This is a genomic window from Streptomyces shaanxiensis (assembly GCF_039537145.1).
Classification (GTDB): Bacteria; Actinomycetota; Actinomycetes; order Streptomycetales; family Streptomycetaceae; genus Streptomyces; species Streptomyces shaanxiensis.
Window position 1 is genome coordinate 76,258 of record NZ_BAAAZY010000001.1, and the last position, 13,331, is coordinate 89,588.

Below are 13,331 nucleotides of genomic sequence, written 5' to 3' on the forward strand. Positions count from 1 at the left end.
TCGGTGTGCTCTTACTGGTTGGTGCAGGTGGACAGGGAGGCCGGGGCCACGGGGGCCGGGTCCAGCCAGGGCAGGTCGTGGCCCATCCGGTCGCGCTTGGTGCGCAGGTACGTCAGGTTGTGCTCGCCCGCCTGTACGGGCATCGGCTCCCGCTCGGTGACCTTGAGCCCGTGGGCGAGAAGCGCGTCGGACTTGTCGGGATTGTTGGTCAGCAGGCGCACGCTGCGCACGCCCAGGTCGGCCAGGATCTGCGCGCCGGCGCCGTAGTCGCGGGCGTCCGCGGGCAGGCCGAGTTCGAGGTTGGCGTCGAGGGTGTCGCGGCCGCGCTCCTGGAGCTCGTACGCGCGCAGCTTGGACATCAGGCCGATGCCCCGGCCCTCGTGTCCGCGCAGGTACACGACGATCCCCCGGCCCTCGGCCCGGATCCGCTCCAGGGCCGCCTCCAGCTGGGGACCGCAGTCGCAGCGCTGGGAGTGGAAGACGTCGCCGGTGAGGCACTCGGAGTGGACGCGGACGAGTACGTCCTCGCCGTCGCCGATCTCGCCGTGGACGAGGGCGACGTGCTCGACGCCGTCGACGGTGGAGCGGTAGCCGTGCGCCGTGAAGGTGCCGTGGGCGGTGGGCAGGTGGACCTCGGCCTCGCGACGGACGGTGGGTTCGACGCTCGGCTCGGAGAGGACCGGCTCCTGCTCGGCCGGCTGCGACTCGGCCGGCTCGCGCGGTTCGGCGCCGCGCAGGTAGGCGATCAGGTCCTCGATGGAGATGATCGTCAGGCCGTGCTTGCGGGCGAACGGGATCAGCTGGGGCAGCCGCAGCATCTCGCCGTCCGCGCCGGCGATCTCGACGATGGCGCCGGCCGGGCGCAGCCCCGCGAGCCGGGCCAGGTCGACGGCGGCCTCGGTGTGGCCGTTGCGGACGAGAACGCCGCCGGGCCTGGCGCGCAGCGGGAAGATGTGGCCGGGGCGGACGAGGTCCGACGGCTGCGCCTCACCGCTCGCGAGGAGCCGCAGCGTGGTGGCCCGGTCGGAGGCCGAGATGCCCGTGGTCACGCCGTGCGCGGCGGAGGCGTCCACGGAGACCGTGAACGCGGTCTTCATCGACTCGGTGTTGTCCTCGACCATCTGCGGGAGGCCCAGCCGGTCCAGCTCCTCGGGCTCCATGGGGGCGCAGATCAGGCCACGGCACTCGCTCATCATGAAGGCGACGATCTCGGGGGTGATCTTCTCCGCGGCGACGACGAGGTCGCCCTCGTTCTCCCGGTTCTCGTCGTCGACCACCACGATCGGGCGGCCCGCGGCGATGTCGGCGACGGCCTGCTCGACGGGGTCGAGCGTGAGGTCCTCCGGACCTTCGGTGCGGTACAGGATCGGTGCCGTGGTCATGCCGGCGCTCCTTCCAGGACGGGCCGCGCGTCCCTGCGGGAGCGCAGCCACCAGTCGCGCATGCCCCACAGGACGAGTGCGCCGTAGATGACGTAGACGAAGCCGGAGAAGGCGTAGCCGTTGGCGAAGTTGAGGGGCACGCCGACCAGGTCGACGAGCAGCCAGGCGAACCAGAACTCGACCATGCCGCGCGCCTGGGCGTACATGGCGACGATGGTGCCGACGAATATGTAGGCGTCCGGCCAGGGGTCCCAGGACAGGGTCGGGTACGCCTCGAAGAGCAGCGCCACCGCGACGGTGCCGGCGGCGGCCGCGGCGATCATCGCGCCCCGCTCGCGCCAGGTGGCGAACCGTACGGCGATGTGGCCGTCCTCGGCCTGTCCCTTGCCCCGCTGCCACTGCCACCAGCCGTACAGGGCGACGAGCATGACGACCGCCTGCTTGCCCGCGCTGCCGGTGAGGTGGCCGAAGAAGGCGCCGAAGAGGATCAGGCCGGCCAGGAACTGCACGGGCCAGGTCCATATGGAGCGCCGCCAGCCGAGGGCGAGGGCGGCCAGGCCGAAGAGGTTGCCGACCATGTCGGACCAGAGGATGTGCTGGCCGAACAGGGCGAAGGCCTCGGAGTTCAGCGAGTTCACTTGGCCGTCGCCCCTTCGGAGGAGAGCCGGTCGCCCAGCATCCGCTCGACGTACTTGGCGATGACGTCGACCTCGAGGTTGACCGGGTCGCCGGGCTGCTTCAGGCCGAGCGTGGTCAGGGCGAGGGTGGTCGGGATCAGGCTGACGGTGAAGAAGTCGGGCCCGGCGTCGACGACGGTGAGGCTGATGCCGTCGACGGTGATGGAGCCCTTCTCGACGACGTACCGGGAGAGGTCCGCGGGCAGCGAGACCTTGACGATCTCCCAGTTGTCGGAGGGCTTGCGCTCCAGCACCTCGCCGGTGCCGTCGACGTGTCCCTGCACGATGTGCCCGCCGAGGCGGGCACCCACGGCGGTCGGGCGTTCGAGGTTGACGCGGGAGCCGACGGCGAGGACGCCCAGGCTGGAGCGGTTCAGGGTCTCTGCCATGACATCGGCGGTGAACTCGTCGCCCTCGTGGTCGACGACCGTGAGGCAGACGCCGTTGACCGCGATGGAGTCGCCGTGCTTCGCGCCGTCGGTGACGACGGGGCCGCGCACTCGGAAGCGACAGGCGTCGTCGAGGGTCTCGACGGCGGTGATCTCGCCCAGCTCTTCGACGATTCCGGTGAACACTTCCCGGGTCCTCCTGCCACATTGGGGCACGGACTCCGGGGCCTGTCGATGACGACAGAATGTACGAGCAGGGACACCGGGGGCGACGCCGAACAGAGTTCGCCTCATGGACGAACCGATACGGCGGCGCGCACGAATGCCCGCCCGCCGCGCACTGCCTCCCATCCGGACTTTAACCGTCGGTCCAGGAATTTCACCTGGTCAACCGGCCGCTGGAGGCGACCGGGTCGCGGACTGTAACCGCCGGTTCGGACTTTCACCGACCCCGGAGTGCGCTGCTTCTGGTACAGGGCCAGTGTGCCACGCCTGATCGGCGTCCATACGGGTGGCCGGTGTGGGGTGGCTCACAGGCCCTCTCGCTGGACTTCCCGAGCGAATCGCCGCAGCCCAACTCCCGTGCACGGAAATGCTCTTGAGATTGGTCCATACCTATTGACGCTGTGGTCTAGTCCTCTTTAGGGTGCGGGAACCCCGCGACCTCTCCCTGCCCCAGACGGCCCGGCGGCGGTGACGACGGCCCTTGCCCGCCGCCGGGCCTCCCAACGCGGCGGGGCGCAGGGCCGCATGTCACATTTCCGCACCGGGTACTCGTCCCAGCTGACGAGGGGCGCTCCATCCGGGGGCGCCCGGCGTCCGAAAGGGCTGACACGACATGACCACGATCCTGGTGACCGGCGGCACCGGAACGCTCGGTCGGCTCGTCGCTGAGCGGCTGCGGGCGGACGGGCACGAGGTGCGGGTGCTCAGCCGGCATGCCCAGCCGTACGCCGTCGATCTGCGCAAGGGCGGTGCCGGCCTGGACGCGGCGGTGGCGGGCGTGGACACGATCGTGCACTGCGCGACCGCGCCGGGCGGCGGTGACGAGGAAGCGGCCGCGCATCTGATCGCGGCGGCGCGGCGGGCCGACGTACGGCACCTGGTGTACATCTCGATCGTCGGCGTCGACCGGGTGCCCCTGGGCTACTACCGGACCAAGTTCGCCGTGGAAGGGCTGGTCGAGGAGTCGGGGCTGGGCTGGACGGTGCTGCGGGCGACGCAGTTCCACGACCTGCCGGCGAGGCTGTTCGGGATCGTGTCCAAGGCGCCCGTCATGCTGCTGCCGGCCCGGGTGAAGGACCAGCCGGTCGAGGTGGCCGAGGTCGCGGACCGACTCGCCGAACTGGCTCTGGGAGCCCCGGCCGGGCGGGTCCCGGACATGGGCGGCCCCGAGGTGCGGACCCTCGACTCACTGGCCCGCGCGTACCTCAGGGCGACGGGGCGCAGACGGCTTGTGGTGAGCGTGCCGCTGTGGGGGAAGGCGTACGGGGGCTTCCGCTCGGGTGGCCATCTGACGCCCGGACTCGCGGCGGGGAAGGGGACGTTCGAGGAGTACTTGGGGCGACGGTTCGGCGGTGGGCAGAAGGTCTGAGGCGGGGTGCGGCGGCGGCTGTTCGGTCTGAGTGGGGGTGGCGCGGCGAGCGTTCGGTTTGAGTCGGGGTGCCGCGGCGACCGTTCGGTCTGAGTCGGGGTGCCGCGGCGACCGTTCGGTCTGGGCCGGGTTTTGCGGCGGCTTCATGGCCTGAGCCAGCCAGGGTTCCCCCGCGGCCGTACGGCCCGAGCCGGATTCCGCGGCGACCGTACGGTCTGAGCCGGGTTTTGCGGTGGCCCTACGGGTTGAGCCAGGGCCCCCTGCCCGGCCGTACTGCCGGGCAGATCACCGGTCGGGCGGCGCGAACAACTCGTCCTGTGCGGCGTCCCTGGCCGTGAGCAGCGCTCCGCGCAGGACCGCGGCGCCGCCCAGGCTGCTGGGCCGCACGATCGTCGCCAGCGGCGACATCCGCCGGATCCGCTCCTCCACCCGCCCGGCGAGCTCCTCGCCCCCTGCCTGTCCGACCTCCCCGCCGAGGACCACACAGCCGGGGTCGAGGATGGCGACGACGGAGGCGACGCCGATGGCGAGGCGGTCGGCCAGGGCGTCCAGGAAGCGGGAGGCGGACGCCGGGTCGTGGAGCGAACCGGCCGGCGGTGCCGTGTCGGAGGTGCGGGACGAGTCGGTGGACGCGACCCGCTCCACCGCGCCCCTCACCACCCCCGCGGCAACCGGCTCGTGCACGGCGTCGCCCCCGACCGTCAGCCCGTACTCCCCCGCCAACTCCACGATCGCCGCCGACCCCGCCAGCGAATGGAACCCCCCGTCGCAGTCCACCGCCGACGGCAGTCCCGATGTCCCCGGCACCGGCAGGAACCCGATCTCGCCGGTGCCGCCGGAGGCCCCGCGACGCAGGGCGCCGTCGAGGACCACGGCCGCGCCCGTGCCGTGCCCCAGCCACAGGAGAACGAAGGTGTCCCGGTCTCGGGCCACCCCGTCGCGCTGTTCCGCGAGGGCGGCGAGGTTCGTCTCGTTCTCGACGTTGACGCGTGCCTCGGGGAGCCGTTCCTGCAGGGCTGCCACCAGGCGGCGGTGCCATGCGGGCAGGCCCGAGGAGTCGCGCAGCTCACCGCTCGCCGGGTCGATGAGGCCCGGGGCGCCGATGCCCACCGTGTGGAGCCGGTCGGCCCCCGCCTCCTTCACGACCCGCTCCACCAGGGCCACCGCCTGCTCCACCGCGGGCCCCGTCCCCGTGTCGCCGCCGATCGGCACCGACGCCTCGGCGAGCACTGCCCCGACCAGGTCGGACACCACCACCGAGACGCCCTCGGTACGGACGTCCAGCGCCGCCAGATGGGCGCGGTCGGCGACGATGCCGTACAGCTTGGCGTTCGGCCCGCGCCGCTGCTCCCCGGCCTCGCCGACCACCTCGATCAGGCCGGCGTCGGTGAGGCGCTCGACGAGGTCGGCGACGGTCGGCCGGGACAGGCCGGTCAGGTGCTTCAACTGCCCTGCCGTCAACGGGCCTTCCTGCTGGAGCAGGCGCAGGGCGAGCCGGTCGTTGATGGCCCGGGCGGTGCTCGGTGATGCGGGCATGCCGGGATCCTTCCAGATCGGAGGGGCCGTCCTGAGGACGACCACTTTATTACCTATCTATCAGGCAGGGTTCCTGATAGTTTTCGCGCGGATCAAGAACCAGTGGCTCAAGAACCAGTGACTCAAGGACCAAGCGAGGACCGGGAGGGGTCGGACAATGAGTGAGGTGGTCTACGACCTGCGCGAGGTGAGGCGCGCCCGGTACGCCGTGGCGGCCGTCTTCGCCGTGCACGGTGCCGTCACCGGCTCGTTCGCGACACGGGTGCCGTGGATCCAGGACCATGCCGGGGTCAGCGCCGGACAGCTGGGGCTCGCGCTCGCCTTCCCCGCGCTCGGCGCGTCCGTCGCGATGCCGCTGGCCGGCAGCATCAGTCACCGCTTCGGCGCGCGGAACGCCCTGCGCGGGCTGATCGCCCTGTGGACGCTCGCGCTCGTCCTGCCCTCCCTCGCCCCCAATCTGCTGACCCTCTGCCTGGCGCTGTTCGCCTACGGCGCCACGGCGGGCATGGCGGACGTGGCGATGAACGCGCTCGGCGTCGAGGTCGAGAACCGCCTGGACCGGTCGATCATGTCGGGGCTGCACGGGATGTGGAGCGCCGGCGCCCTGATCGGTTCGGCGGCCGGCACGCTCGCGGCCCACCTGGGCTCGGACGCCCGGCTGCACCACGCCCTCGCGGCGGCGACCCTCACCCTCCTCGGCGTCCTGGCCTGCCAGTGGGTGCTCGACCTGCAGCCCGCCGAGGACGAGGAGCCGCCGCCCCGGTTCGCGCTGCCGCCCCGGTCGGCGCTGCTCATCGGCGCGGTCGGGTTCTGCGCGGTCTTCGCGGAGGGCGCGAGCCTGGACTGGTCGGCGGTCTATCTGCGGGACCAGCTCGACACCTCGGCCGGTCTCGCGGCGGCGTGCACGACCGGGTTCACGCTCACCATGGCGATCGCCCGGATCGCGGGCGACAAGGTGGTGGACCGCTACGGAGCCGTGCGCACGGTCCGGTTCAGCGGTGTCCTCGCCACGCTCGGCGGCCTGCTCATCGTGGTGTCGGACCGGCCGGCCCTGGCGATGGCCGGGTTCGGGCTGCTCGGTCTGGGTATCGCCGTGGTCGTGCCGCTGTGCTTCGCGGCGGCGGGCCGCAGCGGCTCCAACCCCAGTCTGGCCATAGCGGGCGTCGCGACGATCACGTACACCTCGGGGCTCATCGCGCCGAGCGCGATCGGCGGGATCGCCCAGGCCACCAGTCTGATGGTGTCCTTCTGCCTGGTCACCGTGCTGTCCTCGGGGCTCGTCGTGTTCGCGCGGGTCCTGCGCGCCGGCGACCGCGACCGCCCGAAGGTCAGCCGCCCGGACGCGGCAGTTCCGGACCCGCGGCTCTGAGGGCCGCCCTGAGCGGGCGCTCAGCATGCCAGGTCAACCCGGGTCGGCACCGCCCCTGCCGTCCCTGACAATGGTCCGGACACTCACTCGCACGACGAAAGTGAAACCGCACCATGGATCTCGGCGTCCGCTGGAAACTGCACGGCGACGGACGCACGCCGGCGCCAGGAGCGGTCGTCCGCCCCGACGAACGGCTCTCCTGGCCCCGCACCTTCGGGCTCGGCGCCCAGCATGTGGTGGCCATGTTCGGCGCGTCCTTCGTGGCGCCGGTCCTGATGGGGCTCGACCCCAACCTGGCGATCATGATGTCGGGCGTCGCGACGGTCGTCTTCCTGCTCGCCACCCGCGGCCGGGTGCCCAGTTACCTCGGCTGCTCCCTCTCCTTCGTCGGCGTCGCGGCGGTCATCCGGGCCGACGGCGGTACGAGCGCGACCGTGACCGGCGCGGTCCTGGTCGTCGGTGTCGTGCTGTTCCTGGTCGGTCTCGCCGTGCGGCGGTTCGGGGCGCGGATCATCCACGCCACGATGCCGCCGATCGTCACCGGCGCCGTCGTCATGCTGATCGGCTTCAACCTCGCCCCGGTGACGGCCGCGACGTACTGGCCGCAGGACCAGTGGACGGCGCTGCTGGTGATGCTGTTCACCGGGCTGGCGGTCGTCTGTCTGCGCGGGTTCTGGTCCCGTATCGCGATCTTCCTGGGCCTGGTCTTCGGCTACGGCATCTCCTGGGCCTTCGACCGGATCTTCGGCAGGATCCACTCGGTCGACGCGAGCGGCAAGCTCACGGACCACTGGCGGCTCGACCTCTCCGGGGTCTCGAAGGCCGACTGGATCGGGCTGCCCGACCTGCACGGCCCGTCCTTCCAGTGGTCGGCCATCCTGGTCGCGCTGCCCGTCGTCATCGCCCTGGTCGCCGAGAACGCCGGGCACGTCAAGGCGGTCGGCGAGATGACCAGCGACAACCTGGACGACAAGCTGGGCACCGCGATCTCCGCGGACGGCGCCGCCTCGGTGCTCTCCACCGCGGTGGGCGGCCCGCCCAACACCACGTACTCCGAGAACATCGGCGTGATGGCCGCGACCCGGGTCTACTCGACCGCCGCCTACTGGGCCGCCGCCGGCTTCGCGCTGCTCTTCGGTGTCTGCCCCAAGTTCGGCGCGGTCGTGGCCGCCATCCCGGGCGGCGTCCTCGGCGGCATCACCGTCATCCTGTACGGCATGATCGGCCTGCTCGGCGCGCAGATCTGGATCAACGCCGAGGTGGACCTGCGCAATCCGCTCAACCTGGTGCCGGCCGCGGCGGGCATCATCATCGGCGTCGGCAACGTCACCATGGAGTTCACCGACACCTTCGAGCTGAGCGGCATCGCGCTGGGCACGCTCGTCGTCATCACCGGCTACCACGCGCTGCGGGCGTTCGCCCCGGCCCACCTCAAGACGCAGGAGCCGCTGCTCGACGAGGGCACGTCCTCGTACGACGAGGAGTACGACGAGGCGAGCGACACCGGCGACGGTTCTCGACGCGCCAGGTCATAGCCGGGCGCCGACCGGCGAGCTGCGTCTCAGCGCGCCAGGTCGTAGGCGTACGACGCCGTGAAGGTCCCCGGCTTCCCCTTGCACCCGTCCGACTCCCCCGGCAGCTTCACCCACAGGTAGGCGTCGATCCGTGCCTCGCCCGTGGCGAGCGTCGGCGCCCGGCCCAGCTTGCGGCCCGCCGGATCGCACCACTCCCCGTCGGCCGGGGCCCCGGCGCCGTTGCGGCTGGTGTCGATGACGGCGCCGAGGCTCGCGGGGCCGCCGAGGGCGTCCAGGACCTGTCGGTCGTAGGCGATCTCGTCGGTCGTGGCGTGGAAGTTGGAGACGTTGCTGAAGATGCCGTCGGAGGACGCGGTCGAGGCGGCGCCCGCCCGGCGCAACCACTCCGCCTGCTTGCCGGGCGTGTTCCAGCCGGAGTGTCCGGCGTCGTAGTAGACGCGGGCCTTGGGGTTCGCGGCCTTGAAGGCGCGGCCCGCGCGGGCGAGGGAGGCGAAGCGGTCGGCGCGTTCGGCGGCGGAGAGGCACTCGGTCTGGGCGACGGAGTCGGGCTCCAGGACGACGATGACGTCGCCGGAGCCCAGCCCGGCGGCGAACCGGTCGACCCAGGCGTCGTACGCGTCGAGGTCGGGCGCCCCGCCCTGTGAGTGCCCGCCGCAGTCGCGGTCCGGGATCGCGTACGGCACGACCACCGGTACCCGGCCCGACGCCGACCCGCCCGAGGTGACCGCGCGGACCCGGGCGGTGATGGTGTCCGGCGTGAAGTCGGCGAACCACACCGCGGCCGGCTGGGCGGCTATCCGGGCCTGGATGACGGCGTGGCGCGGGTCGCCGGAGTTGTCGCGGACCCATTCGAGTACCTGGGACTCGGGGTGGCGGTAGAGGCGGGCGGACACCACGGTCGGCTGCTGCTTCCTCTCGGGCTCGGTCCTGGTCGGCGAGGGCGTGGGACCGGCCTTCCGCTTCGGCGTCGGGGCAGCGGACGTGGGGGGCGGCGATTTCGTCACGGACGGGGAGGGCGAGGGCACGGCGGGCAGGGACTCCAGGCCGGGAGACCGCGTCACCTCGGGCGGCCCCGCCTCGTCGGAGCGCCCTCTGTCGTCGAGCGCGGACATCATGCCGGTCACGGTGCCGACGGCGACCACGACCGAGGCCGCCACGACCATGGCATGACGTCGGGCCGTCCTCCTTCGCTCGGACCTGCGTGCGGCCAGTCGCTGGGCACGTAAGCCTGGCACGGTCCTGATTCCCCTCCCCCACAGCGAGCGCGTTCCCCCGTTCTGGGGAAGCGCCGGGCCCGCCGACACTCCGGTCAGCCTAAAGCTGGGACATTGCCCCCATGGCGCAATGCGAACAATTCACCACACCCGTGGACGCGGTCATCTCCCGTATGCGCGCCCTCGACGCGGCGCTGCCCGACCGCGACGGGGTCGCGGTCTTCAACCGCGTCTACCTCACCGTCACGGAGACGGTCGACCGGCACATCGACGGCGGCCGGTTCCCGGACGCGCGGGCGGCGATCACGCTGGACGTGCGGTTCGCGGAGCGGTATCTCGCGGCGGTGGAGGCGGCCGAGGAGGAGCGGCGTCCACCGGCCTGCTGGCGGCCGGTGTTCCAGATGCGCCGCCATCCCGGCGTACGACCGTTGCAGTTCGCGCTGGCGGGCATCAATGCGCACATCGGCCACGATCTGGCGCTCGCCGTGGTGGACGCCTGTCGTAGCCTCGGCTGCGAACCCGCCGACCTGGAGGACGAGTTCGAGCGGGTAGGTGATCTCCTCGTCTCGCTGGAGGAGCGCATCCGCGAAGATCTGATGCCGGGCCCCGACCTGCTCCAGATCGCCGACCCGCTCACCCATCTGCTCGGCTCCTGGAGCCTGGAGCGCGCCCGGGACGCCACCTGGTCGGCGGCGCGGGCGCTGTGGGCGCTGCGCCGGCTCCCGGACGTCGCCGAGGAGTTCGCCGAGCGACTGGACGCCGCGGTGGGGTTCGCGGGACGCATGCTGCTCACGCCACTGGCGGACTGAGCCGAGTCGGATCGGCTACGACAGCCTGTGCGTGTACGACAACGCAAACGCACAGGCCGCTGGGCCGTGAACGCCGGTCAGTCCTCGGGGAGCTCCACGGGCGCGATCTCGTCGTAGACGTCGCCCGGCCCCGGGTTGGAGGCGTCCGTCGACCCGCCGAAGTGGTGCATCACGCCCCACACCGCGTTCAGCGCGGTCTGGATCGCACCCTCGGCCCAGCCGGCCGTCCAGGAGATGTCGTCGCCGGCGAGGAAGATGCCCCGCTTGTCCTCGGGCAGCCCCTCCTGCATGAAGTGCGTGAACAGGCGCCGCTGGTAGCGGTAGTGGCCGGGCAGGTTGGCCTTGAACGCGCCCATGAAGTAGGGCTCGTTCTCCCAGGAGACCGTCACCGGGTTGCCGATGACGTGCTTGCGGATGTCGACCTTGGGATAGATCTCGCCGAGCGACTTCAGCATGACCTCCATCCGCTCGTTCGCGGACAGCGGCAGCCACTTCAGGCTGTCGTCGCACCAGGTGTAGGAGAGGCAGATGACGGCGGGCTTGTCCGGGCCGTCGTCGAGGAGGTAGGTCCCGCGCGTCATACGGTCGGTGAGCGTCATCGACATGACGTCACGCCCCGTCTCCTCGTCCTTGTCCAGCCAGAAGGGCCGGTCGACCGGCACGAAGAGCTTCGAGCTCTCCATGTAGTGGGTGCGCTCGATGGCGGTCCAGTGGTCGATCGGGAAGAGCGAGTCGTCGCAGGCGATCTTCGACAGCAGCATCCAGGACTGGGCGGTGAAGATCGCCGCCTGGTACGTACGGATGTCGCCATCCGCGTCGGTCACGGTGATCCGGTTGCCCGCGGTGCGGTGCAGTCTGGTCACGGCCGGGCGGGGCTCGCCGTTCTCGTGCAGGCTCGCGAGCGAGGTGCCGTAGGTCCAGTGGACGATCTTCTCCGGCTCGCGCTCCCAGAGGCGCAGCGGCAGCTGCTGGGAGCCGCCGACGATGCCGCGGTGGTGGTCGTCGGCCTCGGTGTAGACGACGCGCAGGATCTCCAGGATGGAGTTCGGGAAGTCGGTGTCCCAGCCGCCGGTGCCGAAGCCGACCTGGCCGAAGATCTCGCGGTGCCGGAAGGACCTGAAGGCCTCGGAGTCGCAGAGGAAGCCGTAGAAGGTCTGGTTGTCGAGCTTCTCGACGAGCTTCGCCCAGATCTCCCGGATGCGCGGCACGTCCCGCTCACGCATCGCCCGGTTCATGTCGGAGAAGTCGGCGCCCTCTTCGAGGCACTTGTTCCAGGCGTCGGCGACGTCCCGGTAGACCTGCGGGAGATCGTCGATCGTCTCGGCGTAGTGGCTCTCGCCCTTGAGGTCGACGACCGTCGAAGGGGTCGCCTCGGCAAGGGGGTTGGGGAAGGGCTGGGTCTTGAGGTCCACCAGGTCGATGTAGTGCTGGAGGGCCGTGGAGGAGGGCGGGAAGCGCATGGCGCCCATCTCGGCGGTGAGGCCCTCGGTGTTGGGGCCGTCGAAGCCCACGGTGCGCAGCCGGCCACCGATCCGGTCGGCCTCGTACACGACCGGCTTGAGGCCCATCTTCATCAGCTCGTACGCGGCGACGATGCCGGACAGGCCACCGCCGATGACCGCGACCTCGGTGCCGTGCTCGGTCGCGGGTATCTGGCCGAGCCCCGCCGGGTGGGCGAGGAAGTCGTCGTAGGCGTACGGGAAGTCCGGGCCGAACATGGTGATCGGCGGCTGCTGCTGCTCGTCGGTGTGCTCGACGGCGTTGGGCACCATGGACGTCATGGGGTACGGACTCCTTGCGCGTGAAGAACTCGGGGGAAGCTCAGGGGGGTTCAGACCAGGGACCCGTAGAGGCCGGGGCGGCGGTCCTTCAGGTACGGGTTCGCCTCGCGGGAGGCGGCGAGGAAGGCGGGGTCGGCGTCGGCGAACACCAGCTCCTCGCCTCGTCCGGCGCGGGTGCGGGCGACCCCGTCGGGCCCGGCGAGGGTGGAGAGGCCGACGAACTCGAACTCCCCTTCCTGCCCGACCCGGTTGACGTACGCGACGTACATCTGGTTCTCGAAGGCCCGCACCGGGATCATCGACTCGGCGACGAACTGGAACGGGTGCATCTGCGCGGTCGGCACGAGAAGCAGGTCGGTGCCGGCGAGGGCGTGGGCGCGGACGTTCTCCGGGAACTCGACGTCGTAGCAGATCAGGATGCCGACGCGGAGGCCGTCGAGCTCGGCCTGGACGACTTGCCGGTCGCCCGGCGTGAAGTGGTCGCGCTCGAAGCAGCCGAAGAGGTGGGTCTTGCGGTAGTTGGCGAGCCGGGTGCCGTCGGCGGAGATCAGCTGGGCGGAGTTGAAGACGGTGTCGCCCGCGCGCTCGGGGTAGCCGTAGGCGATCGCCAGTCCGTGCCTCGTCGCCGTCTCGGCGATCGCGTCCGCGCAGTCGCCGTCGGCCGGCTCGGCGAGGCGGGCGATGTCGTCGCCGATCGCGTACCCGGTCAGGAACATCTCCGGCGCGACCAGCAGCCCGGCACCCGCGGCGGCGGCACGGCCCGCGGCCTCGTCGAGGACCTTGAGGTTCTCGACGGTCGAGCCGGGGCGGCCGGAGCTCTGGAGCAGGGCGGTGCGCATGGTGTCCTCACCGGGCGGAAGGGTGGTTGTGGGGGCCACGTAGACGGTACGGGCGGCTGACCAGGGCGGACAAGAAGGAGCCGTTGCGCGCCGGTGAGCGGTTTGTTGCGTGGGTCGGGGGGTGGGCGGCGATTCGTTGCGCGACCACAGGCGTAGGCCCGCTGGTCCCTGGGGCGCAGTGGGTTTCGGCGTCCCCGCCGGGCGGC

General features: G+C 71.6%; 11 protein-coding genes and 1 riboswitch. Of the genes, 4 read left to right on the plus strand and 7 right to left on the minus strand.

Annotated features, from left to right (window positions below; genetic code table 11):
- Nucleotides 1-11: 11 nt before the first annotated feature.
- Genes ABD932_RS00320 through ABD932_RS00330 form a run of 3 tightly spaced genes read right to left on the minus strand, consistent with a single transcriptional unit; the run spans nt 12 to nt 2,634 of the window.
- Nucleotides 12-1,382 (minus strand): bifunctional 3,4-dihydroxy-2-butanone-4-phosphate synthase/GTP cyclohydrolase II, encoded by a 1,371-nt coding sequence (locus ABD932_RS00320; RefSeq protein ID WP_345007867.1) that lies wholly within the window; start codon nt 1,380-1,382, stop codon nt 12-14.
- A complete protein-coding gene (locus tag ABD932_RS00325; protein WP_345007869.1) occupies nt 1,379-2,020 on the minus strand; it encodes a nicotinamide mononucleotide transporter family protein in 642 nt (213 codons plus the stop codon). The genes ABD932_RS00320 and ABD932_RS00325 overlap by 4 nt, the downstream gene beginning before the upstream one ends.
- Nucleotides 2,017-2,634: a riboflavin synthase gene (locus tag ABD932_RS00330; protein ID WP_126390047.1), complete on the minus strand. Its 618-nt coding sequence runs from the start codon at nt 2,632-2,634 to the stop codon at nt 2,017-2,019. Before ABD932_RS00330 ends, ABD932_RS00325 begins: the two co-directional genes overlap by 4 nt.
- 147 nt (nt 2,635-2,781) lie before the next feature.
- Nucleotides 2,782-2,912, minus strand: a riboswitch (FMN riboswitch).
- A 374-nt stretch (nt 2,913-3,286) separates the two neighbouring features.
- Here ABD932_RS00330 and ABD932_RS00335 point away from each other — a divergent pair.
- Complete coding sequence (locus tag ABD932_RS00335) at nt 3,287-4,042, plus strand: SDR family oxidoreductase (protein ID WP_345007872.1); 756 nt, start codon at nt 3,287-3,289, stop codon at nt 4,040-4,042.
- Nucleotides 4,043-4,327: 285 nt separating this feature from the next.
- Here the strand turns inward: ABD932_RS00335 and ABD932_RS00340 are convergent, their stop codons facing one another.
- A complete protein-coding gene (locus ABD932_RS00340) occupies nt 4,328-5,578 on the minus strand; it encodes an ROK family transcriptional regulator (RefSeq protein WP_345007874.1) in 1,251 nt (416 codons plus the stop codon).
- A 157-nt stretch (nt 5,579-5,735) separates the two neighbouring features.
- On the opposite strand from ABD932_RS00340, the gene ABD932_RS00345 reads away from it, so the two are divergent.
- Entirely contained in the window at nt 5,736-6,947 is a 1,212-nt protein-coding gene (locus ABD932_RS00345) for an MFS transporter (RefSeq protein WP_345007876.1), read from the plus strand.
- A 113-nt stretch (nt 6,948-7,060) separates the two neighbouring features.
- Nucleotides 7,061-8,482 carry a uracil-xanthine permease family protein gene (locus tag ABD932_RS00350; RefSeq protein WP_345007878.1) on the plus strand — a complete coding sequence of 474 codons (1,422 nt, stop codon included), beginning with the start codon at nt 7,061-7,063 and terminating at the stop codon, nt 8,480-8,482.
- Nucleotides 8,483-8,508: 26 nt separating this feature from the next.
- Here the strand turns inward: ABD932_RS00350 and ABD932_RS00355 are convergent, their stop codons facing one another.
- Nucleotides 8,509-9,645, minus strand: coding sequence for a glycoside hydrolase family 6 protein (locus tag ABD932_RS00355; RefSeq protein WP_345007880.1), 1,137 nt, complete (start codon nt 9,643-9,645; stop codon nt 8,509-8,511).
- Nucleotides 9,646-9,818: 173 nt separating this feature from the next.
- Between ABD932_RS00355 and ABD932_RS00360 the strand changes: the two genes are divergently transcribed.
- Nucleotides 9,819-10,505 (plus strand): DUF5995 family protein, encoded by a 687-nt coding sequence (locus ABD932_RS00360; RefSeq protein ID WP_345007882.1) that lies wholly within the window; start codon nt 9,819-9,821, stop codon nt 10,503-10,505.
- Nucleotides 10,506-10,582: 77 nt separating this feature from the next.
- Here ABD932_RS00360 and ABD932_RS00365 read toward each other — a convergent pair whose 3' ends face one another.
- Together ABD932_RS00365 and ABD932_RS00370 are read right to left on the minus strand one after the other, a co-directional pair.
- Entirely contained in the window at nt 10,583-12,286 is a 1,704-nt protein-coding gene (locus ABD932_RS00365; RefSeq protein WP_345007883.1) for a flavin monoamine oxidase family protein, read from the minus strand.
- A 50-nt stretch (nt 12,287-12,336) separates the two neighbouring features.
- Nucleotides 12,337-13,125, minus strand: a complete 789-nt coding sequence (locus ABD932_RS00370; protein WP_345008327.1) for a carbon-nitrogen hydrolase family protein — start codon at nt 13,123-13,125, stop codon at nt 12,337-12,339.
- Between the last annotated feature and the right edge of the window lie 206 nt (nt 13,126-13,331).

Bases quoted from the DNA above. Each gene is read 5' to 3' on its own strand.
- ABD932_RS00320 (WP_345007867.1), bottom strand. From the start codon at position 1,382: ATGACCACGGCACCGATCCTGTACCGCACCGAAGGTCCGGAGGACCTC.
- ABD932_RS00335 (WP_345007872.1), top strand. From the start codon at position 3,287: ATGACCACGATCCTGGTGACCGGCGGCACCGGAACGCTCGGTCGGCTC.
- ABD932_RS00340 (WP_345007874.1), bottom strand. From the start codon at position 5,578: ATGCCCGCATCACCGAGCACCGCCCGGGCCATCAACGACCGGCTCGCC.
- ABD932_RS00345 (WP_345007876.1), top strand. From the start codon at position 5,736: ATGAGTGAGGTGGTCTACGACCTGCGCGAGGTGAGGCGCGCCCGGTAC.
- ABD932_RS00350 (WP_345007878.1), top strand. From the start codon at position 7,061: ATGGATCTCGGCGTCCGCTGGAAACTGCACGGCGACGGACGCACGCCG.
- ABD932_RS00355 (WP_345007880.1), bottom strand. From the start codon at position 9,645: ATGGTCGTGGCGGCCTCGGTCGTGGTCGCCGTCGGCACCGTGACCGGC.
- ABD932_RS00360 (WP_345007882.1), top strand. From the start codon at position 9,819: ATGGCGCAATGCGAACAATTCACCACACCCGTGGACGCGGTCATCTCC.
- ABD932_RS00365 (WP_345007883.1), bottom strand. From the start codon at position 12,286: ATGACGTCCATGGTGCCCAACGCCGTCGAGCACACCGACGAGCAGCAG.
- ABD932_RS00370 (WP_345008327.1), bottom strand. From the start codon at position 13,125: ATGCGCACCGCCCTGCTCCAGAGCTCCGGCCGCCCCGGCTCGACCGTC.